This window comes from Pseudomonas helvetica (assembly GCF_039908645.1).
GTDB classification, from domain to species: Bacteria; Pseudomonadota; Gammaproteobacteria; order Pseudomonadales; family Pseudomonadaceae; genus Aquipseudomonas; species Aquipseudomonas helvetica.
In genome coordinates, this window is sequence record NZ_CP150917.1 from 2623219 (window position 1) to 2649456 (window position 26238).

At 57.2% G+C, this 26238-nt stretch carries 25 protein-coding genes, 1 tRNA gene and 4 pseudogenes; 17 read left to right on the top strand and 13 right to left on the bottom strand.

Annotated elements, in window-relative coordinates; genetic code table 11:
• Nucleotides 1-44: 44 nt before the first annotated feature.
• The 6 genes from AABM55_RS12040 to AABM55_RS12065 form a co-directional block, all read right to left on the bottom strand.
• The gene (locus AABM55_RS12040) at nt 45-1067 is read right to left on the bottom strand and encodes an ABC transporter permease (protein ID WP_054596816.1); all 1023 of its coding nucleotides are present in this window, start codon (nt 1065-1067) and stop codon (nt 45-47) included.
• Complete coding sequence (locus AABM55_RS12045) at nt 1067-2125, bottom strand: microcin C ABC transporter permease YejB (RefSeq protein WP_054596817.1); 1059 nt, start codon at nt 2123-2125, stop codon at nt 1067-1069. The genes AABM55_RS12040 and AABM55_RS12045 overlap by 1 nt, the downstream gene beginning before the upstream one ends.
• Complete coding sequence (locus AABM55_RS12050; RefSeq protein WP_347929680.1) at nt 2125-3993, bottom strand: extracellular solute-binding protein; 1869 nt, start codon at nt 3991-3993, stop codon at nt 2125-2127. Before AABM55_RS12050 ends, AABM55_RS12045 begins: the two co-directional genes overlap by 1 nt.
• Before the next feature lie 137 nt (nt 3994-4130).
• Nucleotides 4131-4412: a peptidylprolyl isomerase gene (locus tag AABM55_RS12055; RefSeq protein ID WP_054596819.1), complete on the bottom strand. Its 282-nt coding sequence runs from the start codon at nt 4410-4412 to the stop codon at nt 4131-4133.
• Nucleotides 4413-4553: 141 nt separating this feature from the next.
• Nucleotides 4554-5435 carry a triacylglycerol lipase gene (locus tag AABM55_RS12060; protein WP_347929681.1) on the bottom strand — a complete coding sequence of 294 codons (882 nt, stop codon included), beginning with the start codon at nt 5433-5435 and terminating at the stop codon, nt 4554-4556.
• 263 nt (nt 5436-5698) lie between these two features.
• Entirely contained in the window at nt 5699-6778 is a 1080-nt protein-coding gene (locus AABM55_RS12065; protein ID WP_347929682.1) for a 3-deoxy-7-phosphoheptulonate synthase, read from the bottom strand.
• Nucleotides 6779-7404: 626 nt separating this feature from the next.
• Here AABM55_RS12065 and AABM55_RS12070 point away from each other — a divergent pair.
• The 8 genes and pseudogenes from AABM55_RS12070 to AABM55_RS12105 all read left to right on the top strand — a co-directional run.
• Nucleotides 7405-8163, top strand: coding sequence for a carbon-nitrogen hydrolase family protein (locus AABM55_RS12070; protein WP_347929683.1), 759 nt, complete (start codon nt 7405-7407; stop codon nt 8161-8163).
• A 9-nt stretch (nt 8164-8172) separates the two neighbouring features.
• Nucleotides 8173-8607 carry a GNAT family N-acetyltransferase gene (locus AABM55_RS12075; protein WP_347929684.1) on the top strand — a complete coding sequence of 145 codons (435 nt, stop codon included), beginning with the start codon at nt 8173-8175 and terminating at the stop codon, nt 8605-8607.
• Nucleotides 8608-8742: 135 nt separating this feature from the next.
• Entirely contained in the window at nt 8743-9384 is a 642-nt protein-coding gene (gene uvrY, locus AABM55_RS12080) for a UvrY/SirA/GacA family response regulator transcription factor (RefSeq protein WP_081013790.1), read from the top strand.
• A gap of 2 nt (nt 9385-9386) precedes the next feature.
• Entirely contained in the window at nt 9387-11210 is a 1824-nt protein-coding gene (gene uvrC / locus AABM55_RS12085) for an excinuclease ABC subunit UvrC (RefSeq protein ID WP_054596825.1), read from the top strand.
• Between the two features lie 33 nt (nt 11211-11243).
• Nucleotides 11244-11804, top strand: coding sequence for a CDP-diacylglycerol--glycerol-3-phosphate 3-phosphatidyltransferase (pgsA, locus tag AABM55_RS12090; protein WP_054596826.1), 561 nt, complete (start codon nt 11244-11246; stop codon nt 11802-11804).
• A 63-nt stretch (nt 11805-11867) separates the two neighbouring features.
• Nucleotides 11868-11943: transfer RNA gene (locus AABM55_RS12095), tRNA-Gly, on the top strand.
• A gap of 21 nt (nt 11944-11964) precedes the next feature.
• A pseudogene (locus AABM55_RS12100) lies at nt 11965-12231 on the top strand (Arm DNA-binding domain-containing protein); the annotation flags it as partial.
• Between the two features lie 160 nt (nt 12232-12391).
• A pseudogene (locus tag AABM55_RS12105) lies at nt 12392-12596 on the top strand (PAAR domain-containing protein); the annotation flags it as partial.
• 312 nt (nt 12597-12908) lie between these two features.
• Here AABM55_RS12105 and AABM55_RS12110 read toward each other — a convergent pair.
• Genes AABM55_RS12110 through AABM55_RS12135 form a run of 6 tightly spaced genes read right to left on the bottom strand, consistent with a single transcriptional unit; the run spans nt 12909 to nt 19099 of the window.
• Nucleotides 12909-14423 carry an ABC transporter substrate-binding protein gene (locus tag AABM55_RS12110; RefSeq protein WP_103315248.1) on the bottom strand — a complete coding sequence of 505 codons (1515 nt, stop codon included), beginning with the start codon at nt 14421-14423 and terminating at the stop codon, nt 12909-12911.
• Nucleotides 14424-14455: 32 nt separating this feature from the next.
• On the bottom strand, nt 14456-15427 hold the full coding sequence (locus AABM55_RS12115; protein WP_347929685.1) for an ABC transporter ATP-binding protein: 972 nt from the start codon (nt 15425-15427) through the stop codon (nt 14456-14458).
• Nucleotides 15424-16410, bottom strand: a complete 987-nt coding sequence (locus AABM55_RS12120) for an ABC transporter ATP-binding protein (protein ID WP_347929686.1) — start codon at nt 16408-16410, stop codon at nt 15424-15426. The genes AABM55_RS12115 and AABM55_RS12120 overlap by 4 nt, the downstream gene beginning before the upstream one ends.
• Nucleotides 16407-17264 carry an ABC transporter permease gene (locus AABM55_RS12125; RefSeq protein WP_054596830.1) on the bottom strand — a complete coding sequence of 286 codons (858 nt, stop codon included), beginning with the start codon at nt 17262-17264 and terminating at the stop codon, nt 16407-16409. Before AABM55_RS12125 ends, AABM55_RS12120 begins: the two co-directional genes overlap by 4 nt.
• Nucleotides 17261-18208: an ABC transporter permease gene (locus AABM55_RS12130; protein ID WP_054596831.1), complete on the bottom strand. Its 948-nt coding sequence runs from the start codon at nt 18206-18208 to the stop codon at nt 17261-17263. The genes AABM55_RS12125 and AABM55_RS12130 overlap by 4 nt, the downstream gene beginning before the upstream one ends.
• A 3-nt stretch (nt 18209-18211) precedes the next feature.
• Nucleotides 18212-19099 carry a proline iminopeptidase-family hydrolase gene (locus AABM55_RS12135; protein WP_347929687.1) on the bottom strand — a complete coding sequence of 296 codons (888 nt, stop codon included), beginning with the start codon at nt 19097-19099 and terminating at the stop codon, nt 18212-18214.
• 182 nt (nt 19100-19281) lie between these two features.
• Here AABM55_RS12135 and AABM55_RS12140 point away from each other — a divergent pair, with 182 nt between their 5' ends.
• Nucleotides 19282-20043: a LuxR family transcriptional regulator gene (locus AABM55_RS12140; RefSeq protein ID WP_054596833.1), complete on the top strand. Its 762-nt coding sequence runs from the start codon at nt 19282-19284 to the stop codon at nt 20041-20043.
• A 90-nt stretch (nt 20044-20133) separates the two neighbouring features.
• A complete protein-coding gene (locus tag AABM55_RS12145) occupies nt 20134-21033 on the top strand; it encodes a proline iminopeptidase-family hydrolase (RefSeq protein WP_054596834.1) in 900 nt (299 codons plus the stop codon).
• A 15-nt stretch (nt 21034-21048) separates the two neighbouring features.
• On the opposite strand, the pseudogene AABM55_RS12150 reads toward AABM55_RS12145, so the two are convergent.
• A pseudogene (locus AABM55_RS12150) lies at nt 21049-21345 on the bottom strand (integrase core domain-containing protein); the annotation flags it as partial.
• A 228-nt stretch (nt 21346-21573) separates the two neighbouring features.
• Between AABM55_RS12150 and moaC the strand changes: the two are divergent.
• The 7 genes and pseudogenes from moaC to AABM55_RS12185 all read left to right on the top strand — a co-directional run.
• A complete protein-coding gene (gene moaC / locus AABM55_RS12155) occupies nt 21574-22047 on the top strand; it encodes a cyclic pyranopterin monophosphate synthase MoaC (RefSeq protein ID WP_054598297.1) in 474 nt (157 codons plus the stop codon).
• Nucleotides 22044-22289 carry a MoaD/ThiS family protein gene (locus AABM55_RS12160; RefSeq protein WP_054596835.1) on the top strand — a complete coding sequence of 82 codons (246 nt, stop codon included), beginning with the start codon at nt 22044-22046 and terminating at the stop codon, nt 22287-22289. The genes moaC and AABM55_RS12160 overlap by 4 nt, the downstream gene beginning before the upstream one ends.
• Nucleotides 22290-22293: 4 nt before the next feature.
• Nucleotides 22294-22740: a molybdopterin synthase catalytic subunit MoaE gene (moaE, locus tag AABM55_RS12165; RefSeq protein ID WP_054596836.1), complete on the top strand. Its 447-nt coding sequence runs from the start codon at nt 22294-22296 to the stop codon at nt 22738-22740.
• 54 nt (nt 22741-22794) lie between these two features.
• Entirely contained in the window at nt 22795-23238 is a 444-nt protein-coding gene (locus tag AABM55_RS12170) for a CopD family copper resistance protein (protein ID WP_054596837.1), read from the top strand.
• Nucleotides 23239-23357: 119 nt separating this feature from the next.
• Nucleotides 23358-24725, top strand: a complete 1368-nt coding sequence (locus AABM55_RS12175) for a coproporphyrinogen III oxidase (protein ID WP_347929688.1) — start codon at nt 23358-23360, stop codon at nt 24723-24725.
• A 2-nt stretch (nt 24726-24727) separates the two neighbouring features.
• Nucleotides 24728-26116 carry an oxygen-independent coproporphyrinogen III oxidase gene (hemN, locus tag AABM55_RS12180; RefSeq protein WP_347929689.1) on the top strand — a complete coding sequence of 463 codons (1389 nt, stop codon included), beginning with the start codon at nt 24728-24730 and terminating at the stop codon, nt 26114-26116.
• Nucleotides 26117-26132: 16 nt separating this feature from the next.
• Nucleotides 26133-26237, top strand: a pseudogene (locus AABM55_RS12185) (short-chain dehydrogenase); the annotation flags it as partial.
• Nucleotide 26238: the final 1 nt, after the last annotated feature.

Genomic DNA, 26238 nt, shown 5'->3' on the forward strand with positions numbered 1-26238 from the left:
CCGTTTCAAGATCGCGGCTCAAGATCGCGGCTCAAGAGCGTGGATCAAGATCGCGGATCAAATGCATCACGCAATGCTTCACCGATAAACACCAGTAAGGAAAGAATCAGCGCCAGAGTGAAAAACGCCGTCAGCCCAAGCCACGGTGCTTGCAGATTCTGTTTGCCCTGACCGATCAACTCACCCAGCGAGGCGCTGCCGGCGGGCATGCCAAAGCCGAGGAAGTCGAGGGCGGTGAGGGTCGAGATCGCCCCGGTGAGAATGAACGGCAGGTAACTCAAGGTCGCGTTCATCGCATTGGGCAGAATATGCCGCACGATCACTTTACGGTCGGTCAGGCCCAGTGCGCGCGCCGCTTTGACGTACTCCAGGTTGCGCCCGCGAAGGAACTCGGCGCGCACCACGTCCACCAGTGCCAGCCAGGAAAACAGCGCCATGATCCCCAGCAGCCACCAGAAGTTCGGCTCGACGAAACCCGACAGGATGATCAGCAGGTAAAGCACCGGCAATCCTGACCAGACTTCCTGCAAACGCTGACCGAGCAGGTCGACCCAACCGCCGTAGTAGCCCTGCAAGGCGCCGGCGGCGATGCCGATCAGTGCGCTGATGAAGGTCAGCGCCAACGCAAACAGTATCGACACCCGGGCGCCGAAAATCACCCGCGCCAAGACATCGCGCGCCTGATCATCGGTGCCCAGCCAGTTGACCTTCGAGGGTGGACTCGGCGCCGGCTGATTGAGGTCGTAGTTCGGCGTGTCGTCGCTGAACGGGATCGGCGGGAAGAGCATCCAGCCGCCATCCTTGTGGATCAGCTTCTGCACGTAATCACTGCGGTAGTCGGCCTGGAACGGCAGTTGCCCGCCGAACTCTTGCTCGGTGTAGCGCTTGAACGCCGGGTAGTACAACGAACCCTGATAGCTGAGTACCAGTGGCTTGTCATTGGCAATCAACTCACCACCGAGGGTGAGGACGAACAGGCCGATGAACAGCCACAGCGACCACCAGCCTCGACGGTTTTTCTTGAAGCGTTCGAAGCGTCGGCGCGCCAGGGGCGAGAGATTGAGCATCAAGCGTTCCTCGCGGCGAAGTCGATGCGCGGGTCGACCAGGGTGTAGCAAAGGTCGCCGATGATTTTTATCAAGAGACCGAACAGGGTGAAGATGAACAGCGAACCGAACACCACCGGGTAGTCCCGGGACACCGCCGCTTCATAACTCATCCGTCCCAGGCCATCGAGGGAAAAGATCACCTCGATCAACAGGGAACCGGCAAAAAATACGCTGATCAACGCCTGGGGAATGCCCGAAACCACCAGCAGCATTGCGTTGCGAAACACGTGGCCGTAGAGCACTCGGCGTTCACTCAGGCCTTTGGCGCGGGCGGTGACCACGTACTGACGGGTGATCTCGTTGAGGAACGAGTTCTTGGTCAGAATGGTCAAGGTAGCGAAACCGCCGACCACCAGCGCCGTCACCGGCAGCACCAGGTGCCAGAAGTAGTCGGCCACTTTTCCCAGTGTCGACAACTGATCGAAATTCTCCGAGACCAGTCCCCGTACCGGAAACCAGTTCAACGACGTACCGCCGGCAAATACCACGATCAGAAACATTGCAAACAGGAACGCCGGCAACGCGTACCCGATGACGATTATGGTGCTGCTCCAGATATCGAAGAGGCTGCCGTGATGCACGGCTTTGCGAATGCCCAGCGGGATTGATACCAGGTAGGTGATCAGTGTCGCCCAAAGCCCGAGGGAGATGGTCACCGGCATTTTTTCAAGGATCAGGTCGGTGACCGTGGCACCGCGAAAGAAGCTCTTGCCGAAGTCCAGCCGGGCATAGCTGGTGATCATCAGCCACAGGCGTTCCGGTGCCGGCTTGTCGAAGCCATACTGTTTTTCGATGTCCTTGATCAATTGTGGATCAAGCCCGCGGCTGGCCCGCGAGCCGTGGCTGATGGCATCACCGGAAGATCCGATGGCTGGGCCGCCGATGCCTTGCAGGTGAGCGATGGCCTGTTCGACCGGGCCACCCGGTGCGGCCTGCACGATCACGAAGTTGACCAGCAGAATGATCACCAGCGTCGGAATGATCAGCAGCAAACGTCGAACTATATAAGCCAGCATCAATGCGGCCCTCCGGGTTTGCCACGGCTGATGCGTTCGACGGCCATCTGTTCGTTGGTCAGCGGCGTTGGGCTCATTTCCCACCAGCTCTCGATGGCTTCGTCATTGCTCGCTTGTATCGCCGGAATGCCGAAACGGTTCCACCACACGGTCGAGGAGCCTGGCGGGTAATAGTTGGGAATCCAGTAGTAGTTCCATTGCAGCACCCGGTCCAGTGCGTGGGCATAACGCAACATGTCAGCCTGGGTGGTGGCTTTGACCAGACCGGTAATCAGCGTGTCGACGGCCGGATTTTTCAGCACCATGTAATTATTGGAGCCGGGGTCGGTGGCGGCGGCCGAGCCGAAGTAGTTGTACAGCTCGCTCCCTGGTGAGGTGGTTACCGGATAGCCGGTGACGATCATGTCGTAGTCACGACTCATCAAGCGGTTTACGTACTGTGACGAGTCGATCCGGCGGATGTCCAGATTGATCCCGATCTGCGCCAGGTTGCGTTTGTACGGCAGTAGCAGACGGTCCATGCCGTTCTGGCCGATCAGGAAGGTAAACGCCAGTGGCTCGCCTTCGGCGTTGACCAGTCGATCGCCATCGGCTTTCCAGCCGGCTTGTTCGAGCAGCGCCAGTGCCTGCAATTGCTTGTCACGGATCAGGCCGCTGCCGTCGGTCTTCGGTGCTTCGAAAACCTCGGTAAAGACCTCGTCTGGAATCTGCCCGCGCAAGGGTTCGAGAATCGCCAGTTCGCCGGCATCGGGCAGTTGCCTGGCTGCCAACAGGCTATTGGAAAAGTAACTCTGCTGGCGAATGTACATATCGCGCATCATCTGCCGGTTACTCCACTCGAAATCCCAGAGCATCGCCAGGGCCTGACGTACACGGCGGTCCTGGAACATCGGCTTTTGCAGATTGAACACAAAACCCTGGGAAGGTTGTGGTGCCTCTTTGGCCAGATGAGCTTTTTGCAGGCGACCGTCGTTCAACGCCGGACCTTCGTAACCGATGGAATACGCAGTGGCCGAGAACTCGCGGTTGTAGTCATAGGCACCGCCGCGCAAGACCTGACGAGCGACATCGGTGTCGCCGAAGTACTCGATGCTGAAATGGTCGAAGTTGTACAGGCCACGGCTGACAGGCAAGTCCTTGCCCCACCAGTCGGCATTGCGCTCGAAGGTAATGCTGCGCCCCGAATCAACCTTGCCGACGCGGTACGGGCCGCTGCCCAGGGGGGCTTCGTAACCACCGCCATTGGCGAAGTCGCGGGTTGTCCACCAGTGCTCGGGAAATACTGGCAGGGTCGCAATGTCCAGGGGCAGGGTGCGGTTTTCGCTGCTCTTGAAGTCGAAGCGAATAGTGCTCGGCGACTCGACTTCGACGCCTTTGACGTCGGCGAATTGGGTGCGATAGCGCAGGCTGCCCTGGGTCATCAGCAGGTTAAAGGTGTAGCGCACGTCTTCGGCGGTGATGGGCGCGCCGTCGGCGAAGCGAGTCTTGGGATTGAGGTAGAAACGCAGCCACAGACCATCGTCGGCACGCTCCATTTTCTCTGCCACCAACCCGTACACGGTGTAGGGCTCATCCAGCGAACGCTGGGCCAGCGGCGAGTAAATCATCCCGTCGACCTGAGTCACGCCAATCCCCTTGTCGATGTATGGCAACACGTGGTCGAAGTGGCCGATTTCCATCGCCGAGCGGCGCATGCTGCCGCCCTTGGGGGCTTGCAGGTTGGTGTAGGCAAAGTGACTGAAACCGGCAGGGTACTTGGCCGGTTCGCCATACACGGTCAAGGCGTGTTGTGGCGCAGCGTTCACGCCTGCGGTGTTCAGCAGCAAGGCCAGGGCCGTGAAGATCAATGAGGGGAAAGCCAGTCGCATTGTCAGCCTTAAGAGCCGGATGATCGATAAGCACAATTTGTACGCTAGCAGCGCGTGACTCGCCAGCCATAATCATTCGATCCAAACGCAACGGCCCACCAGAAGGTGGGCCGTTGTTTGAGCAAATCGCGGAATAATCAGTCCTGGCGGCTGGTCACTTCCAGCAGGTGGTAACCGAACTGGGTCTTGACCGGACCTTGTACGGTGTTGACCGGAGCGCTGAAGACCACGGTGTCGAATTCCTTGACCATCTGGCCTGGACCGAACGAACCGAGGTTGCCACCGTCACGGCTCGACGGGCAAGTGGAGTTGGCTTTGGCGATTTCGGCGAAATCAGCGCCGCCTTCGATTTGGGCTTTCAGTTCGTTGCACTTTGCTTCGGTGGCAACCAGGATGTGGCGGGCAGTGGCTTTGGCCATGAGAGAAATCTCCATTCAATGTTCAAGTAAGGTGCTGAGCCTACCGGATTCAGTGACCTATTTCTCGTCAAAGTTCCGTCAAACCATTGCCTGCTGTCGCGACGACTTGCCGTCGCCGCCGTCACCCAACGTCAACAAACCCTAGAGACCGACGCCTTTCAAGCGTTCGGCATGCAGCAAGTACAATTCGACGGGGTCGATGCCTTTGCGTATCAGACCGGCCGTTTGATTGATCGCATCCAGGTGGTCCATTGGGTAATCGGAGCGCAGGACGGTGCCCAGGTGCGAGCTGTAGCGACCGACCATCCCGTCGTTTTGCTCGGTCTCGCGAGTGAAAAACCTGGAAAACCCTCGACAAAAAGCGTGCAGTGGATCGAGCGCATGCAGCCCTGCATCCAGCAGGTTGCCCTGCAATGTGCCACTCCAGGAGTAGTAACGAACGCCGTTGACCAGTTCTTCGCCGTTGCCACCCCAGGTCTTCGGCAGGCCTTGGGGGTATTTGGCGTTGAACTCAGCGACGCCGTCGGTGGTTAAAGCGTTGAGGGCGGCGACGGCGTTCTGCGGGATATTCGGCTTGCCACTGATAAACGACAGGAATTCGACAAACAACGTCGAGACTGCCACTGCGACGTGTTCTGGCAGGTGGCCGGGGGTCAACGCTTTGCGCAAGCAGTCGGCGAGCTCGGAGCCATGGTTCGGTCCGCTGACCGAGGTCACCGAAGCGATGTTCTGGGGGACCATCGCTGCGGCATAACGAGCGGTCAGTGCACCTTGGCTATGACCGATCAGATTGACTTTGCTCGCGCCGGTGCCTGCCAGCACCCGATCGATTTGTGCCAGCAGTTGCTCGCCACGGACCTCATTGCAGTGAGTGGCCGAGAGGTGGGGTATGAACACTTGAGCACCAGTGTTCCTCAGTGCCTGTTTTACGCCATGGAAGAGTTCCAGTTTGCCGATGCTTTCGAATCCGAAGAGACCATGGACCAGCAGGATCGGGTGTTGCGTGATTGCATTCCGTTGCATGGGCGTACCTGTATTCCGTAAGTTCGAGTGGGGTTCACGTCCTCACTCTAATGCAGGGCGACAGGCGAGCGGTGTGGGAAAAAACCGCTAGAAACTGTTGAAAGCGGAATAGAAATAGCGGGAAAGATCAGATTTTTTCGAGGCATTGCTCGGAACATTTTGAGATCTTTTCGTCAGTGATTGTCTGGCACTGCCGTTCCAGAGGTGCAACTGGAACGGCAGTGCCGGGCAATTGATCGCTGAGTACTTGTATGTGGGTTTGTTCAGATGCCCGCTTCAGATCCGCGCAGTTTCAGGCTGGCGTTGCGCAACAATTGCTCGGTCGCCTCCCACCCCAGGCAGCCGTCAGTCACCGAAACGCCATAGCGCAGCGACGTGCTTAACGGTTGGCAGCCTTCGAACAGATGACTTTCAAGCATCATGCCGATCAGCGAGCGATTGCCGCTCAGGCGTTGCTCAAGCACTTCGTTGAACACGGCTGGCTGGCGTAGCGGGTCTTTACCGCTGTTAGCGTGGCTGCAATCGACCATGATCCGCGAGGCAATCTTCAGTTTCTGCAAGTCGTTCTGTATTTGAGCGACGCTCTGAACATCATAGTTTGGCCCGCGATGCCCGCCGCGCAGTACCAGATGTGTATCCGGGTTGCCCTGAGTCTGAATGATTGCCGGGTGCCCCTGGCTGTCGACACCGAAGTGCCGATGCGGATGCGCTGCAGAGCGCATGGCGTCGGTGGCTACACCGACACCGCCATCGGTGCCGTTCTTGAAACCGACCGGCATGCCCAGGCCGCTGGCCATTTCCCGGTGAATCTGTGATTCGGTGGTACGTGCGCCGATGGCGACCCAGCTCAGCAGGTCATCGAAGTAGCTGGCGGCCATGGGTTGCAGCAGTTCAGTGGCGATCGGCAAACCGAGGCGCAGCATTTCGCGCATCAATTCACGGGAGAGGGTCAAGCCACCGACCATGTCGTCGCTGCCATCCAGGTGCGGGTCGTAGGCCAGGCCTTTCCAGCCCACCGTGGTGCGAGGCTTTTCGATGTAGGCGCGCATTACCACGAGCATTTCATCGCTGACGTCGGCCGCAAGCCGGGCGAGCTTGCCAGCGTATTCGAGGGCGGAGTGCGGATCGTGTATCGAACAAGGGCCGACGACGACCAGCAGACGGGAGTCTTCACCGTCGAGAATCGCGCGAACCGCTTCACGGTGGGCAGCGACCTGTTGGGTCAGCGTGAGGCTGAGTGGCAATTGGTGCTTGAGTTGCAGCGAGCTGGGCAAACGCTGGGTCAGCGCTTCATTGGCCGGGCTCAAGGTGGACAGTGGCAGAGCAGAGATGGACGAGTTCATATTCAGGCTTCCTGGGCTGGCAGCGGGTTCGGTCCCGCGCGCTCGGCCCTACTGGGGTGTTCGACAATTGGCCGGGTTGGCTTCGAGTGTGTGCATGCCACCTGTGGGTGACCGATCGGAGGCGGCAGGCTGTCCCGAGCGGAGGCTGGTAAATCGCCAGGCGGAAAAACTGTCGTAACGGTAATAAGTGGCGTAGTTCATGTCGTGATTCCTTGAAGTCAGTGATGTCGCTAAAAATGTATGGGGCTGAAAAAACAAAACCCCCGGTCGGGAAGCCGACCGGGGGTTGAGAATTCTCTGGTAGGCGACCCCTTGAGTAGTGGGCGCCGTGTGGGTATCAGGCGCGCCAGTGGCTAAACCAATACCCAAAATAAAAGTTTACCGGTGCGCAGACGCCATTTACCCGTGCAGCCGCAACCGAGCGCGGGGCGCTGGCGATGTGAAGCTGTGAAGGGGTATGCAGCATGGTCTGTCTCCGATGAATGCGCCGAGCTTACTAGAGGCGGGTGTGCAGATTCAATCAGTAAATACTATCGGCTCGCAGGTCAGTTTCTATGGCTTAAGCACGGCGTAGCTTTGTGCCACACTTCGTGATTGCTCGCGGACACTCATCAAGGACAACGCAGATGACGACACTGACCATCGCTGCCGCACAATCGATCTCGATTGCCGGGGACCTTCGCGCCAACATTACTCGGCACCAGCACTTCATCCAGGTCGCCGCCGAGCAGGGCGTACAACTGTTGGTGTTCCCCGAGTTGTCACTCACGGGGTATGAGCGTGGATTGGCGGCGCAATTGGCGATCGCGCCGGATGCAGCGGTTTTGCAGCCACTGCGGGATCTGGCTCAAGAGCTGGGTATCACCGCTGTGGTCGGAATGCCAATTCGCCTGGCGGCCGATTCGCCGGTACTGATTGGCGCGCTGGTACTGGCTGCCGATGGTTCGCTGGGGGTCTACAGCAAGCAGCATCTGCATTCGGGCGAGGAGGTGGCGTTTGCACCGGGGTCGGGCGGTTCGCTGCTGACAATAGGTGACGATACGATCGCGTTGGCGGTGTGCGCTGACTTTTCGCATGCCAGTCATGCCGCTGCGGCCGCCGACAAGGGGGCGAACCTCTACGCCGCAGGCGTGCTGATTACCGAAGGTGGCTATGCTCCGGACACCACATTGCTGCAGGGTTATGCCCGCGAGCACTCGATGGTGGTGCTGATGGCCAATCATGGCGGTGCAACGGGCGGTTGGGAGTCGGCGGGGCGCAGTGCAATCTGGGCGCCGGACGGTTCGCTGATCACAGCGGCCCCGGGAACCGGGGATTTACTGGTGATCGCCCGTCGAAATTCCAGCGAATGGAGCGGGGAGGTCCTGCCCGTGGTCAGTGCATGAGGAGGGCAAATGGATCTTGAACTGCGGCCGGCCTCGGCGGAACATTTGTCGTTTGCGCGAGCGTTGGCCTGCCAAGCCATGCTTGGCTACTACATTCGGCATGACCTGCCGTGGATCGACGAGGCTTTCGATGTGGCTTGGGTGGGGCGGGAAAACTGGCTTATTTGCCAAAATTCATTAGTTCTGGGCTTTACCAGCCTGAGCCGCGACTCAAAGGCCCTGTACATTCGCGAGTTGCATGTGATCGAGACATTTCGCAATCAGGGCGCGGGTGCCTGGACGATCGAACAGGTGTATTCGAAAGCCTGTGCGGAGCGACGTCCGGCGCTGCGTCTGACTGTGTTCAAGGACAATCCCGCCCAAGCGCTTTATCAACGCATGGGCCTGGAGATTGTCGGGCAGGACGATTGTTTCCTGAGGATGGAGCGCAAATGTTCCCGCTGAAACCTCTGTAAAGCCTGTAGCTCAAGCCATTCAAGACGAATTGAAACTTTTTATATAGCGCTTGCTGCTAGGTCTACCGGATGCTTTTTGCTAAGGTGTTCGGCAACCAATAAGACCATATCGCGAGGTGTCTGCTTGATTAGGGTGCTAGTAGTCGATGACCATGATCTCGTTCGTGCAGGTATTACACGAATGTTGGCTGACATCGATGGTCTGCAAGTAGTCGGCCAGGCTGAGTCGGGGGAGGAATCCCTGCTTAAAGCGCGTGAGTTGAAACCGGATGTGGTGCTGATGGACGTCAAGATGCCTGGGATCGGCGGTCTTGAAGCCACGCGCAAGTTGCTGCGCAGCCACCCGGACATCAAAGTCGTCGCTGTAACCGTGTGCGAGGAAGATCCGTTTCCTACCCGACTGTTACAGGCAGGTGCCGCGGGCTATCTGACCAAGGGCGCAGGGCTTAATGAAATGGTGCAGGCGATTCGCCTGGTATTTGCCGGGCAGCGTTATATCAGTCCGCAAATTGCCCAGCAGTTGGCGATCAAGTCGTTCCAGCCGAGCAATGATTCGCCCTTCGACGCACTGTCCGAGCGGGAGATCCAGATCGCCCTGATGATTGTCGGCTGCCAGAAGGTCCAGATCATTTCCGACAAGCTATGCCTGTCGCCAAAAACCGTGAACACCTACCGTTACCGCATTTTCGAGAAGCTTTCGATCAGCAGCGATGTTGAGTTGACGCTGTTGGCGGTTCGTCACGGCATGGTCGATGCCAGCCTCTGACAATGACTGACCCGTTTGATCCAAGCGCCTTCCTTTCGACCGTCAGTGGGCGCCCTGGTGTGTATCGCATGTTCGACAGCGATGCGCGCCTGCTGTATGTGGGCAAAGCCAAGAACCTGAAGAAACGTCTGGCGAGTTATTTCCGCAAGACCGGTCTGGCACCCAAAACGGCTGCATTGGTTGGCCGCATCGCCCAAATTGAAACCACCATCACTGCCAACGAAACCGAAGCACTGCTGCTTGAGCAGACACTGATCAAGGAATGGCGGCCGCCTTACAACATCCTCCTGCGAGACGACAAGTCCTATCCGTACGTATTTCTTTCGGATGGCGATTTTCCACGCTTGAGCATCCATCGCGGTGCGAAAAAGCTGAAGGGCAAGTACTTCGGTCCTTACCCGAGCGCCGGTGCGATTCGTGAAAGCCTGAGCCTGCTGCAAAAGACCTTTTTTGTTCGTCAGTGCGAAGACAGCTACTACAAGAACCGCACGCGACCTTGCCTGCAGTACCAGATCAAACGGTGCAAGGCACCTTGCGTTGGCCTGGTCGAACCGCAGGTGTACGCCGAGGATGTGCGTCACTCGGTGATGTTCCTCGAAGGTCGCAGCAATGCGCTGACAGACGAGCTGTCCGCAGGCATGGAGCAGGCGGCGAGTACCCTCGATTTCGAACGGGCGGCCGAGCTGCGGGATCAGATTTCCCTGCTGCGCCGGGTGCAGGATCAACAGAGCATGGAAGGCGGAACGGGGGATGTCGACGTCATCGCGGCGTTCATCAACCCGGGCGGTGCCTGTGTTCATCTGATCAGTGTGCGTGGCGGACGGGTGCTGGGCAGCAAGAACTTTTTCCCACAGGTGGGTATTGAAGAAGATGTTGCCGAGGTGATGGCGGCGTTTCTTGGCCAGTACTTCATCAGCAGTCCCGAACGCGACTTGCCGAGCGAATTGATCGTCAATGTGGTCCACGAGGACTTTCCGACCCTTATCGCGGCCATTGAAGAGCTGCGTGGTCGTGAGTTGACTATCAGCCATCGGGTCCGCGGTACGCGAGCACGCTGGCAGCAACTGGCCGTGACCAATGCCGAGCAGGCGCTCGGGGCGCGTCTGGCCAACCGTCAGCACGTTGCTGCACGGTTTGAAGCCTTGGCGCAAGTGCTTGACCTGGATGAGCCACCGCAACGGCTGGAATGCTATGACATCAGTCACTCGAGCGGCGAAGCGACAGTGGCGTCTTGCGTGGTGTTTGGCCCCGAAGGACCACTGAAGTCCGACTACCGCCGCTACAACATCGAAGGTGTCACACCGGGCGATGACTACGCGGCGATGCATCAGGCGCTGACTCGACGCTTCAGCAAGCTGAAGGACGGCGAGGGCAAGTTGCCGGACATCTTGCTGGTGGACGGCGGCAAGGGGCAGTTGTCCATGGCGCGTGATGTGCTCAACGAGTTGGCCGTGCCTGACCTGATTCTTCTGGGCGTGGCCAAGGGCGCGACGCGCAAGGCCGGGTTTGAAACGCTGTATCTCAATGACGCCGCCCACGAGTTCACCTTGCGCGGAGATTCTCCGGCGCTGCACTTGATCCAGCAGATCCGTGATGAAGCTCACCGATTCGCCATTACCGGTCACCGCGCGCGACGTGGTAAAACCCGCCGCACTTCAACGCTCGAAGGCGTTGCCGGGGTAGGGCCGACACGGCGGCGTGACCTGTTGAAACATTTTGGTGGATTGCAGGAGCTGTCTCGTGCAAGCATCGAAGAGATCGCCAAAGCACCGGGGATCAGTAAAAAGCTCGCTGAGTTGATTTATGCAAACCTGCACAGCGAGTAGAATGCCCAACTCACCTCGTAGCCAGTTGTGCCGATGAATATCCCTAATCTGATCACCGTTCTACGCGTTCTACTTATTCCAATCTTCATTTTGCTGTTTTACCTGCCGTACCAATGGAGCTACCTGGCGTCCGCCTCGGTCTTCGCGTTCGCTGCGGCTACCGACTGGCTGGATGGCTATTTGGCCCGCCGCCTGGAACAAAGCACACCGTTCGGCGCATTTCTCGATCCGGTAGCCGACAAACTGATGGTCGCAGTGGCATTGGTGCTGCTGGTGCAAGAGCATGGCAACCTGTGGCTCACGCTGCCGGCTGCGGTGATCATCGGTCGTGAAATCGTCGTTTCCGCTCTCCGAGAGTGGATGGCCGAACTGGGGGCGCGTGCGCATGTTGCCGTCTCGAACCTGGGCAAATGGAAAACCGCTGCGCAGATGCTGGCGCTGGTGATCCTGCTGGCCAATCCGTCGGACTTCAGCTTTTGGGTCCTGGTGGGTTATACCTTGCTGATGGTCTCCGCAGGCCTGACGTTGTGGTCCATGGTGCAGTATCTGCGCGCTGCCTGGCCGCATCTGAAAACCGATGTAGAAAAAAAATAAAACTTTTTTGAATCAAGGGGTTGACGAGACTTCCAAATTCTATAAAATGCGCCACACCAAGACGCGGGAATAGCTCAGTTGGTAGAGCACGACCTTGCCAAGGTCGGGGTCGCGAGTTCGAGTCTCGTTTCCCGCTCCAAATACAGAAAAACGCCACTCAATGAGTGGCGTTTTTTTTGTGCGTTATTTTATTGGTACGTCCATTCGCAACGTAAAAAACCTCGTAAAAAATTACAGCCTCAAGGACATGGATGGCTTGCACCTATTCGTCAGCTCGAAGGGTGCCAAGAGCTGGCATTTTCGTTTTAACTGGCTGGGTAAACCGGCTCGCATTTCCTTGGGAATGTATCCGGAAATAAGCCTTAAAGACGCTAGGCTGGCACGCGATCAAGTTCGATCCTTGGTTGCCAAGGGCGCTGACCCTCGCGCAGCTTGAAGAGAGGATCGTTTTACCGCTTTGGCGGCTGATGAGAACTCCTTTACAGCGGTCTTCCTCGCATGGCGAACCTTCAAGGCAGTCACGCTGAAGCTGGGACGCCCTTGATGGATTGATGAGGGGTAGAGGACGTTGAGTCCGGTGCTGACAGGCGGTTGTTGGTTACAAAGTCAGCTGCCCGCTGTGCAAAGGCGTCTTCCCCATAGGGCAGCAGCACCTACACGGTGGGCGGAATTGCTGTGGCGCTGGACGGTATGAAAACCGCCTGTGGTGCCAGCCTGATCGCCAGTGATCCGAAGGGGGCTGTGATCAGCTGGCAGCCAAGCACTTCAAGGCGGGGTATCCGACTGTTGTGACTACTCGATGTCGTGCAAACGTAATCACAGGACGAACGAGAATACAGTGAACACCCCCGCCTGGGCAGGCACAAGGCGATGAGTTGATTGAGTAGATCGAATAGGCCGGGGCGCCAAATGAAATGTAACCGGTTTTTAAGGGGGTATAGTTTGTGTTATCAGCTGTGGCCACAGCCTTGTCCCCTATGCAAAGGGGCGTTTCCCAACGACGGCCACAGTGATCTACCCGACTACAATGTATGTCTCCGGTGAGCCTACCCCCCCGACGCTGATCGCTTAGGGGCGGATGAATAACCTCTTGAATCACAACAACTAGTTCTTCACCGTTTCCTCAAGACTAAAACGTCCCAACGGATTTTGCTGGAAGTGTTCGATGTTTTTGCGCGAAACGTTGATGTACGGGCTGTAGTAGAGGTCGATCCAGTTGACGTCCTGCTTGGCCATCGTCTGCAGGTCGGTATACATCTGCTTGCGCTTGCTCGGGTCCACTTCGACTCGTGCGGTAGCGACCAGATCCTTGACCTTGTCGTTCTTGTAGCGGGTCATGTAATTCATGTTGGTGTCGTGCCCCAGAACGAAGGTGGTCTTCTGGTCCGGATCAAGGATGTCGTTGGTCCAGTACATCACGGACAGATCGTAATCGCCGTCGATCAGCATTTGCCAGCTCTGGGTCGGGTCGACTTTCTGCAAGGTGACAGTCACCCCCGCTGCTGCGAGCTGCTGCTGAACCAGTACGGCGATCTGCTCATCGGCCTCGTTGCCAGCGTTGACTACATAGTTGAGCTTCAGGCGTGAAGCGCCAGCATCCGCCAACATTTTTTTTGCTTTTTCCGGGTTATACGGACGCTGCAGGTTATCGGCATTGTGATAAAGCGCACCTTTAGGGATGTATGAATAAGCCACTTGGCCATGGCCGAAAGTCACGGTATCGACTAGGGACTTTTTGTTGATTGCAAGATCCAGTGCTTGGCGCACTTCAGGCTTGGCCAGCAGTCCGTGTTCATGATTGATCAATAAGTGATCTTCCCGGGTGGAGGGGTTCATGTGCACGACCAGGTTGGAGTCCTTCTTCAGGGTTTCGACGCGGGAGAAGGGGACGAAGATTGCCGAGTCCAGTTCGCCTGCCTGTACCTTCAGCATCCGCGTATTGTCATCCGGTATGGAGATCCACTCCACGCCATCCAGACTGACTTTGTCGGCCTGCCAGAAGTTGGGATTCTTCTCCAGTACGACGCGATCCCCACGCAACCACTCTTTGACGGTAAAGGCACCGGACGCAACAGGCTCCTGGGCGTAGGCCTCCTCACCCATTTTTTCCATGGCTTTCTGCGATAGGATGGAAACATTGGGTAATGCCAGTTGCGAGAGGAACGGCACAGAAGGGGTTTTGAGCGTCACTACCAGTGTCTGTGGGTCGATCGCTTCAGCTTTGTCGATAATCTTGTAAGAGTCGCTCCATAGCGACCCTTTGTTGTCGCGAATGCGCAATAGGCTGAACACCGCATCGCTGGCGGTAATCGGTGAGCCGTCGGAGAACTTGGCCGAGCGCAGCTTGAAGGTGTAGGTCAGGCCGTCATCGGAAATTTTCCAACTTTCAGCCAACCCCGGTACCAGCTTGGTACCCGCGTTGTCGACACGCACCAACACATCATAAACATTGGAGAACACCCAGTTATCACGGTTCTGTGCGCTTTTGATCGGGTCGAAGGTTGTGCTTTCTTCACGGCAACCGATGGTCAGTACGCCTGCCGCCTGGGAGACACCGGCTGCAAGTGTGCAAGCAGCCAGCGTAGCGGCGGTCAACAGTTTCAGATGTTTCGATTTCATGGTCAAAATCCTTCTTGATGAATGTGTTGGTTCTATAACAACGGCTCTCCGAGCACGCAGCTGTAGCGGTGCCCCTTGAGGTTATGGGTTGGCGCGAGCGTTTCGGCGCAGATGGGTTGCGCATGCTGGCAGCGTGGGTGAAAGGCGCAACCGGATGGACGATTCAAAGGACTGGGCGGCTCACCCGGCAGGGGCATGCTCGGCAACGGGCGAGTCGGATTGATGTTCGGAATGGACTGGATCAATGCGGCGGTATAAGGATGGCGCGGGGAGCTGAATACGGCCTCCACTGGGCCCTCTTCAACGATCTGGCCGAGGTACATTACCGCTACTCGATCACACAATCGCTGAATGATTGCCAGGTCGTGGGCGATGAACAGAATCGCCAGGTTCATGCGCTGGCGCAGCTCCAGCAGCAGGTTGATGATCTGCCCCTGGATGGAAACATCCAGAGCGGCCACGCATTCGTCGGCGATGATCAGCCGCGGCTCGATGGCCAGCGCCCGGGCAATACCTACACGTTGGCATTGGCCACCACTCAACGAGCCGGGCTTGCGGCTGGCCAGCTCCGACCGCAGACCGACCTGTGTCAGCAATTCATCGACTCGGCGGGGAATCAGTGGTGTAGCGACCTTGCGTTGCACCCGCAGTACTTCAGCAATGGTTTCACCGATGCTCAGCCGCGGATTAAGGGCAGCATAAGGGTCCTGGAATATCATGGCGGTCTCGCGCCGCAGCCGTTCGATGTTGATCTTCCCGCCTAGGGCCATGTCGACCCCATCGAACAGTACTTGCCCGGCGGCAATATCATTGAGGCGCAAGATGGCCCGGCCAAGGCTGCTCTTGCCACTGCCCGACTCCCCCACCAACCCAAGAACTTCCCCTGCGGCCAGACTTAGCGATACACCGTTGACTGCATTCACCCATTGCCTGTTCATCCTGAACAGGCCACTGCCGGGAGCGGCGAAGCGCACCTGCAGATCCTTCACTTGCAACAGCGTCATAACTGACCTGCCGCAGTCAGCGGGTAATGGCAGGCTACCCGCTGCCCCTCAGCCATGATTTGTAAATCCGGCAACAACATCGTGCATTGGCTGCCTTGCTGCAGGCAGCGTGGATTGAAGCGGCAACCGGAGGGCAACGCGTCCAGCAGAGGAGGCTGGCCGGCGATGGTCCTGAGCATGGCATGGCCGACGCTGGAGGCGGGTTGGCAGTCGATCAGGCCGGCCGTATAGGGATGCCGCGGTCGAACCAGTAGTTCATGCTTGCTACCGTGCTCGCAGAGCCGACCGGCATACATCACTGCGATGGAATCACAGGTCTGGGCGACGACACCCAAGTCATGGGTGATCAAGATGATCGACAAACCGCGTTGGTCGCGCAAGTCCAGTAGCAGGCGCAGAATTTGTGCCTGCACAGTGACATCCAGAGCGGTGGTCGGCTCGTCAGCGATTAGCACCTGGGGGTTGCAAGCCAATGCCACAGCGATCATCGCCCGCTGACGCATGCCGCCGGAAAACTCATGGGCATAACTGTCGACCCGCCGCGGCGGGTCGGGAATGCCCACTTGACGCAGCACCTCGATGGCCTGTGCCCGCGCTTCACGTTTGGACGCGCCCTGATGCAGGCGAATACCCTCGCCAATCTGCTCACCGATACGCATTAACGGATCAAGGTGACTGCTGGGATTCTGAAAAATCATCCCCAACCGTCGACCACGTATGGCGCGCATTCCGGCTTCGTCCAGCTGTAACAGATTCTTACCGGCAAGCTGCACGGCCTTGCCCTGGACCCGCAGGCTTGGCGATGGCAGCAGACGCATCAAGGCGCGGCAGGCCATAGTCTTGCCTGAACCGCTTTCGCCGACTAGACCGAGGATTTCGCCTTCGGCCAGGTCAAACGACAAGCGATCTACCATAGTGACGTCGCGCTCACCGTTATGGGCGATCACGCTGAGCTCCTCGACGTGCAGCGCCGGTGTACTCATGAGCGCTCTCCGAGGTGTTCGGCAACACCGTCGGCCAGCAGGCTGAAACCCATTGCCAGGGTGACGATCGCCAGCCCAGGGAAGGTGCAGATCCACCAGGCACTGGTGATAAAACTCTGACCTTCAGCGACCATCGTACCCCACTCGGCGGTAGGTGGCTGAACCCCTAAACCGAGGTAACTGACCGCTGCACCGTTGAGCAATACCAGCACCGCATCGGACATGGAAAATACGATCGAGCCGAATAAGGCGTTGGGCAGCAGATGCCGAAACAGAATGCGTCCATGGCCGAACCCCAGGCTTTTCGCTGCCAAGGCGAAATCGCTTTCCTTGAGCACCAGGATCTGTGAACGGATCAACCGTGCATAGGACACCCAGCCCACTAAGGCCATAGCAACGTAGAAGCTGCTCAAGCCTGGCCCGAGAATGGCCATGATTGACAACATCAGCACCAAAAAGGGGAAGGCCAGGATGATATCGATCAGGCGCATGCAGATCGTGTCGAAGCGGCCACCGATATAGCCGGAGAGTGCTCCAATACAGGTGCCGATCAGGAAAGGGAAAACCACTCCTATAACCGATATCTGCAGGTCGATGCGGGCTCCCCAGATCACTCGGGAAAGAATGTCACGGCCGAAATTATCCGTGCCGAACGGATGCACCAGACTCGGCGCCAGCAGGCGGATATCGGTGTTCTGGGCGATCGGATCGAAAGGCGCGACCCATGGTGCGAAGAGCGCCAGCAACAGCCAGCCAAATAGAATCACCAGCCCCGACGCGATAGCCAGACGGCCGTTGCGCACGCTGAAACGCAGGCGCAAGCACCAGCCTGGAATCATGACCTGGCTGCTCATCGCATGTTCACCCGCGGATCGATCGCCACCGTTACCACGTCGGCTAGGAAGTTGACTACCACGGTGGCACAGGCCAGCACCATGGCGACTCCCTGCACCACCATGTAGTCACGGGTGAAAATGCCACGCACCAGCAATTGGCCGATACCGGGAATGGCGAACAGACTTTCAATGACTACCGTACCGCTGATCAACCAGCCGATATTCACCGCCAGCAGGTTGATTGCCGGCACCAGCGAGTTGGGCAGCACGTGTCGCCGAAATACCGCCCCCTCGGGCAAGCCGCGGGCCCGAGCCGCGGTGACATGATCGGCCTGTAACTCCATGAGCATACTGGCTCGCAGGTTGCGCACCAGAACCGCGGACAGCGCCAAGGCAATAGTCAGGCACGGCAGGAGCATGTGATGCAGCTTGTCCAGCCAGGTACGTCCATAACCCGAGACCGGAAACAACCCCAGTTGCACACTGAACAGCAGTATCAACATGATTCCCAGCCAAAACGCCGGCATCCCAAGGCCGGCGGTGGTGAACAGACGAATCAGGCTATCGCTCCAACCGCCTTTGTTGCGTGCGGCCACCGTTGCCAGAGGCACGGCGATCAGTAACGCCAGCAACACGCTGCCCAGTACCAGGAACAGGGTGGGTTCAATGCGGGTGCTGATCAATTTTAGGGCATCGACCTTATAGAGCAGCGATTGGCCGAGGTCACCCTTCAACAGGTTCTTGAGAAAGAAGAAATATTGCATCCACAGCGGCTGATCGAGACCGTACTGAGCGCGAATCCTGATCAGCGCATCCGGCGTGCTGCGTGAGCCCAAGAGTGCCCGAGCCGGGTCGCCAGGAATCGAACGCACGAGCACAAAGGTGATCACGCTGATCCCAAACAGCACCGGTAACAACTGCAGCGGACGGGACAGGATGAAACGATAGCGCGCCAGATTCATTGGCTAGCTCCGATGGCGCTGCAGGAAGTCCAGTAACACCGGGAAATAGGCTTGAGGCTCTTCGTAGAACGGCATATGGCTGCTATTGGGGAAAACATGCAGCTCGGCATCCTTGAGCGCCATTTTCATACGCATCGCGCAGGCCGGCGTCTGTTCGTCATGCTGGCCGGTAGTGATCAGCACCGGCATGTCGAAATCGACCATCTGCTCGATGCGGTTCCAGTTCTTGAGATTGCCGGTGTAGAGAAACTCGTTAGGGCCCTGCATCGTCACGTAAGGCCCCATGTTCCAGTTACTCAGAGAGCGTGCCAACGGCGCAGGCCATTCGTCCAGGCGACAGACATGGCGATAGTTGAGCAGTGTGATGGCCGCCTGGTATTGGGGATGGTTGAGGGTGCCCAAGGCTTCATGGCGTTGCATCATCGCCACAGTTTCGCTGCCTAGGGCACCGCGCAGACGCTCCAGTTCCTGGGACAAGTGCGGGATATCGCCGGCGGTATTTTCCAGAATCAGGGTTTTCACCGACTGGGGGTGATGAATGGCATATTCGATCGCCAACCAGCCGCCCCATGAATGCCCAAGCAGGTGTATTACGCCCAGATCGAGGGCTTCGCGGACGGTTTCCACCTCCGCGACATAACGCTTAATGTCCCACAGAGATTTGTCGACAGGCTTGGCCGATGCACCAGTGCCCAGTTGATCAAAGGCGATGACGCGCAAGCCCTTGTCCTTGAGCCAACCGTGAGCATCACGTAGGTAATCGCAAGGCAAGCCCGGGCCGCCATTGAGGCAGAACAGCACCTCATGGCCGTCACCGAAGCCATAAACCGCCAGATTGTGGCCATCAACCTCCACGGTATATCGCTGGTCCGGCTCGATTTCACGCCACATTGTTACTCTCCCTGTCAAATGTCAGCCGTGCCGGGTATACGACGCCGTCGTCCCAATTCTACTGGAGGAACCGAGACCCCATAAGCTAGCAATTCTTATAGGTTTGTCTGGCAGTCCCTCGCCCAAGCGTGGCATTCTACTTGCCCGATTTCAGGATTGAAATTAATAAGGGAGCTGAATGGATGCAGACCAAGCTGTCCGACTTCAATAGTCGTCTTCTGTCCGGCAGGAATCTGGACGAACAGATGGACAATGCGTTGCTGATGGTCAAGGAGCTGGGCTTCGACGCCCTGGTTTACGACTACAGTCCTGTGCCGCTGGACCATGAGGGCGCACTGATCACGCCTTCGGTGCTCAAACTGCGCAATACCCCCCGTGATTGGTATTCGCTCTGGTGTGGGGAGGGCTACTACCAAATCGACCCTGTCCAACATCTGGCGGTGAATGCTGTTTCACCCTTTGTCTGGTCCTATCAGCGAGATGCCGACACCATACTGCGGTCGTTCATCGGCCAGAGTCATGCGCCAGTGGTGAGCTATCTGCAGGACTCTCAGATGACTTGTGGTGTGACTGTGCCGATTCATCTACCCAAAGGCGGCTTCGCTACCCTGACAGGCCTGCGTTCAGGCAGTTCCGCAAGTGCATTACAGGATCTCCGTCAGACGCTGGGGGACTTCAGTCTGATTTCTCATTCCCTGCAAGAAGTGGCCTATCCACTGCTCAACAAGGAAGTTCGTGCGAGCCCGTTCCGCCTGACCAGGCGCGAGCGTGAGTGCTTGAGTTGGGCGGCTGAAGGCCTGACCACCGTTGAGATCGCCACTCGACTGAATCGCTCATTGGCCACCATCACCCTGCATCTGACCTCGGCCATGCATAAGCTCGGTGCCAAGAATCGGGTCCAGTCAGTGGTTCGGGCTACGCACTATCGGTTGCTCGATAGCTGAAATAGGGCAAAACCTATCTTTTTCTCTAGTTATTTCGTGGCTTCGCTCCCGCTATCGTGTGCCGTATGGTTTTCAGGGGCGGCACACAAAATGGAATTTATCGGAATACGCGAAGGCTTCGCATCTTTTGGCCCGTATCGGACGTGGTATCGCATTACTGGTGACCTCGGCGATGGCCGCACTCCACTCGTGATCCTGCATGGAGGTCCGGGCTGCACGCATGATTACGTTGACGCTTTCAAGGATATTGCCACGAGTGGATATCCAGTAATTCATTACGACCAACTGGGCAATGGTCGCTCCACCCATCTACCGGAAAAAGACTCCTCGTTCTGGAACGTAGCGTTGTTTCTCGATGAGCTGGAGAATCTGCTGGATCATCTCGGCATTAGCGACAATTACGCACTCCTGGGGCAATCCTGGGGCGGAATGCTGGCCAGCGAACATGCGGTACTTCGGCCTACGGGGCTGCGGGCATTGATTGTCGCCAACTCCCCGGCGGATATGGGTGTCTGGATCCGTGAAGCTCACCGCTTACGCCTGCTTCTACCTTACGACGTGCAGCAAACCCTCCTTAAGCATGAACGGGCCGGTACTTTGAAATCTGCCGAGTACCTTGAGGCAACACGCGTCTTTTATGATCGCCATGTCTGCCGAGTTACTCCGTGGCCAGGAGAGGTTTCCCGCACCTTTGCCCAGATCGATGCCGATCCTACCGTTTATCACGCCATGAACGGCCCCACCGAATTTCATGTGATCGGCAGCATGAAAGACTGGACCATCATTGATCGGCTATGGCAAATCAGCGTGCCGACCCTACTGATTTCTGGCCTCTACGATGAAGCGACCCCGACCGTGGTCAAACCCTACCTGGATCACATTCCGGATGTTCGCTGGGCACTGTTCGAAAACTCTAGTCATATGCCCCATGTCGAAGAGCGGATGGCTTGTATGGGGACTGTGGTGAGGTTCTTGGATGAATGCTTGTAAGAGGGGGGGTAGTGGTCAACTGATCCCGGACACGACGTTAAGTTTTTTCTCGGCCTGAGCGGGTGCCAGCCCACCGTTGAATTGATGGGGCCGAATTCAGTTGTACCGATGCATCAAAAAATGACTGATATCGCGTTGGGCCTCTTGGGCCGTTCGGTAGCCCGTGGTTGGTATCCATTCGGTTTTCAAACTCCGAAATACCCGCTCCATCGACGCATTGTCCCAGCAATCTCCCCGGCGACTCATGCTGTGGGGCATGCGATAACGCCAGAGCCGCTGGCGAAATAAACGACTCGCATACTGGGCGGATTCAACCGGTCATCGCAACACTTTTGATCGAGATGTTTATGGGACGACCTGCAGGCTGGATGGAAGTTGACGGGACGAGGAACGATACGTTCGTCCAGATTTACGCAAGGTTGTAGCAATGGCCTTGTCTGGATTACTTGATTGACGTCAACCGTATGTGTCGGCCCGCTCTGTATTCTGCGCTGAAACCGACTGTTGGTAGCGCAAGGCTTATCGCTTATGACTGAATTGATGCTGACTCACCTCGACTCACTGGGACGCGCACGAATGGTCGATGTTACGGATAAAGACGTGACGTCCCGAGAAGCAGTGGCTGAGGCATGGGTTCATATGCTTGCCGAGACCCGACAACTGATTGCCAGTGGTGCTCACCCTAAAGGTGATGTCTTTGCGGTAGCGCGGATCGCTGGCATTCAGGCGGCCAAACGCACGAGCGAGTTGATTCCGCTCTGTCATCCGCTGCTTTTGAGCAGTGTTAACGTTGAGTTGAGTTTTGAAGGTGACCAACGCGTACGCATTGTTTCTCGGTGCAAGTTGTCCGGACAGACCGGTGTCGAGATGGAGGCACTGACCGCCGCGAGTGTGGCGGCCTTGACCCTGTATGACATGTGCAAGGCCGTGGACCGGGGCATGAGTATCGAATCGGTGCGGCTGTTGGAGAAACGGGGTGGTAAAAGCGGTTGGTATCAGGCGTTGGAACAATGAAGCTGAATGTTTTGTATTTCTCGCGGTACCGCGAAACGCTGGGCCGTGACGATGAAACGATTGAAGGTGATTTCACTTCTGTCGATCAGTTGCGTCAGCACCTGATACATCGTTCCGGTGTCTGGCGGGTGCTGGCCGAACAGAACCTCATGTGTTCCCGCAACCAGGACATGTGTGGGCTCGATGAGCCGTTGATAGACGGTGATGAAGTGGGTTTTTTCCCAACCGTAACGGGAGGCTGAATCGATGATTCGAGTCCAGACAGGCAGCTTCGACCCCGGTACTGAAATCAACACGCTGCATGCTTTGAGCCTTGATGTCGGCGCGGTGGTGAGCTGCGTAGGGTATGTGCGTGACTCCAACGTCGGACGGGAAGTCGCCGGTCTGTTTCTTGAGCATTACCCCGGGATGACCGAAAAGGTGCTTGGCAAGATCGCCGATGAAGCCCGACAGCGCTGGCCGTTACTTGGATTGCTGTTGATCCATCGAATCGGAGCGTTGCAACCGGGAGAGCCTATTGTGTTTGTCGGCATCAGCAGCAGTCATCGTCAGGCGGCTTTCGAGGCCTGCGCGTTCGTGATGGATTACCTGAAAACCCGCGCGCCATTCTGGAAGAAAGAACAGACGGCCGAGAGTTCCCATTGGGTCGAGGCTCGCAACAGTGATCGCGAGGCGGCGCAACGATGGGATTGACGTTTCCCTCGCTGTGAGTGAATCGTGTTCAGCTGTACTGAGAGCGAGAATCCCATGCTCTATCCGCTATTTGTGACGTTGCATCTGTTTGCCGCACTGATTTTTATCGGCACGGTGTTCTTCGAAGTCCTGTTCCTTGAAAGCATCCGCAAGCAACTGCCCGTCAAGGTCATGTTGCTGGTCGAGCAGGGGATCGGTCGACGTGCCCGCACCTTGATTCCATGGGTTCTGCTGGTATTGTTCGGCGCCGGGCTGGGGATGGTCTGGCTGCGTTATTTGCCGGTCCTTGCAACGCCGATGAGCTCATCATTCGGCACATTGCTGATGTTGAAGATCGTGGTGGCCGTCAGCGTACTGCTGCATTTCCTGGTCGCCATGTTTTTGTTCAAAAGTGGCCGAATGAGTGCTCGATACCTGCATTTCATCCATGGCAGCCTGTTCTGCCACATGGTCGTCATCGTACTGTTGGCCAAGTGGATGTTTTACCTGACGTGGTGACTGTAAGTACCTGGTGTCTGTTGCGCGACAAGCACCTTGCTCGCGCTTGATACAAATCAAGGAGCATTGATCGCCAAACCCCGACACTGGCGGTCCGCAGCCAGTCTCTGAGACCCGTCATGCTCAATTTATTCCACAACCCCGGCGAGCCGAACGCTCGGTGCGATCAAGGCGTGCTCGATCCCAACTGCCATGTCGACACTGAAAAGTTCCATGACGGTATCGGCTCTCTGGATTTGCTTCGTGCATTGCGCGTCAGCCGACAGAAGTGCCGTCCGCTGTCGCTGAATGTGCAACTGCCTTCTAACCTGAAGCCTTCCTTGTGTTCCCCTCGCGATATTTCATGCGAACACAGTGGTGTCGAACACTATCTTCAGCGTCTGCAACATGAGATCGACCTCGTCGGTTGTCACCTGGGGACCGGACAGCGGGTCGAGCAGTTTCATCTGGGGGGCGGAACACCTGCCATCGCCCACCTGAGACGGCTGATGAATCACCTTCGTGGTCGATTCAACTTTCTTGGACATGAGTGCGCTGACTACAGCGTAGAAGTTGACCTTCACCATACCGATTGGTCGACCATGGGCGTGCTGCGTGATCTGGGATTCAACCATGTCAGCATCGGAGTTCCAGACATCGGTGCCGACAGCGCGATGTCGGTGGCCTGCTACCAGAACCCGGCACCGATCCATTCGCTTATCGATGCCGCTCGTACCTTCGGTTATCGATCCATCAATGTCGATCTGGGTTATGGCCATACCTGGCAGACGCCAGAAAGTTTTGCGTTGAAACTGGCAACCATCATCGAACTGGAGCCGGACCGGCTGCTGGTGTTTGATTATGCCCGGCCACCTCAACGCTATCGGCCAAAGGCCGCAGACGAAATCAAGGCGTTTTGCAGTGAGGAAGATAAAGGCGCCATGCGCCAGATCTGTTTTGAACAGTTGATCGGTGCCGGTTATCACTACATTGGGCTGGGGCAATTTGTCCGGCCCGATGACGATTTGGCGATTGCTCAGGAGCGCGGCCGATTACGTCGCAATAGTGAGGGGTTTACCCGTCACGGATATTGCGACCATATCGGGTTCGGTTTGGGCGCTATCAGTCAGATCGACGATTTGTATGCGCAAAACACCGACAAGCTGGAGCTGTATCAGCAGCAACTGGACATGGATCAATTGCCGACGAGCCGTGGCTGGCGCTGTGAGACAGGGAATCAGGTCAGGCACATGGTCGTGGAGCGCCTGGCATGTGATCTGGAGCTGGATATCCAGGCAATCGAGACGCGCTATGGACTGATTTTTCGTCAGTACTTTTCCGCCGTCTGGCCTGTGCTGGAGCAATTGACCCGTGACGGGTTGATTGAGTTGTCTGATCGTTTCATCAGTATTCTTCCGGCCGGTCGGCCGCACGTGGATGCCATCTGCAACCTGTTTGAAAAGGATTCGGGCAGTGCGGGGCATGAGCCCCCATTGCGAATGGATTGATTATGACAATCTCGTTTGATTTCAATCGTGCCCTGGTCGAAAAGTATGACCGCCCGGGGCCGCGCTATACCTCTTACCCGACTGCGCCGCAGTTTCATCAGGCGTTCGCCGTCGATGACTATCAGCGTGCCGCCTCGGACAGCAACCAGGCGGCAACGCCAAAATCGCTGTCGGTGTACATCCACATCCCGTTTTGCAAGAGCCTTTGTTATTACTGCGCCTGCAATAAAATCATTACCCGGAAAACCCACCGCGCCGAGGAGTACCTGACGTATCTCAAGCGCGAAATCGTGATGCAAGCCGCCTTGTTCGACCGTACCCGCAAACTCACGCAACTGCACCTGGGTGGTGGCACGCCGACCTATTTGACCAGTGAACAGCTGGCTGAGCTGATGGACTGTCTGCACCAGGCATTTGACATGGATGATAGCGATGACCATGAGTTTTCCATTGAAGTCGACCCTCGCACCATCAGCACTGAACAGATCCAGTCGCTGCGTCGGTTGGGATTCAATCGCCTGAGCTTCGGCGTGCAGGACTTCGATCCCGACGTGCAGGCTGCGGTCAATCGTCAGCAAAGTGAAGGGCAAATTTACGCACTGGTCGCTGCTGCGCGTCAGGCGCAATTCAAGTCGATCAGCGTCGATCTTATCTACGGCCTGCCATTGCAAACCGTGAACAGTTTCGGCGTCACCCTCGGCAAGATCATCGCGTTGCGCCCGGACCGGATTGCCGCCTACAGCTATGCCCATTTGCCGGAGCTGGTGCGCGCGCAAAGGCTGATTCGTCCGGCCGATATGCCGCCACCTGAGCGCAAGCTGGAGTTGCTTGAACTGACTATCCGCCGTCTGACCGAGGCCGGTTATGTCTATATCGGCATGGACCATTTCGCCTTGCCGGACGATGAGTTGGCGTTGGCCCGGGCCAATGGCACCTTGCAGCGTAATTTCCAGGGCTATTCCACCCACGCCGACTGCGATTTGATCGGTCTCGGGGTGTCTTCGATCGGCAAGGTCGGCGATAGCTACAGCCAGAGCGTCAAGGAGCTTTCGCAGTATTACGCGCGACTGGATCAAGGCTTGTTACCGGTCCATCGAGGTTACCGCTTGAGCGCCGATGATCAGCTTCGCCGTGAAGTGATCAGCGATCTGATGTGTCATGGCCGGATCGACTTCGGCAAGTTTGAAACGCGTCATGCCATCTGCTTTACCGAGTACTTTGCTGATGCGCTGATGCAACTGGACGAGCACGTTCGCGATGGATTGCTGGAGATTCACGAAGATGCGTTGGTGTTGTTGCCTCATGGACATTTGATGATGCGCAGCGCGGCGATGGCGTTTGACGCCTATCTGGACGGTGATCAAAAAGGCCGGTTTTCACGCACCGTTTGAAGTCCCCGGCACCGGGGATGCGTCAGCGCTGGCCAACGTGATTGTTTTTCAGCTGTCCCAAGGTGCTCGGGGTGTCTACGTTCAGGACTGGGAAGTCGACAACGGTTACACCTTGGGGTAGA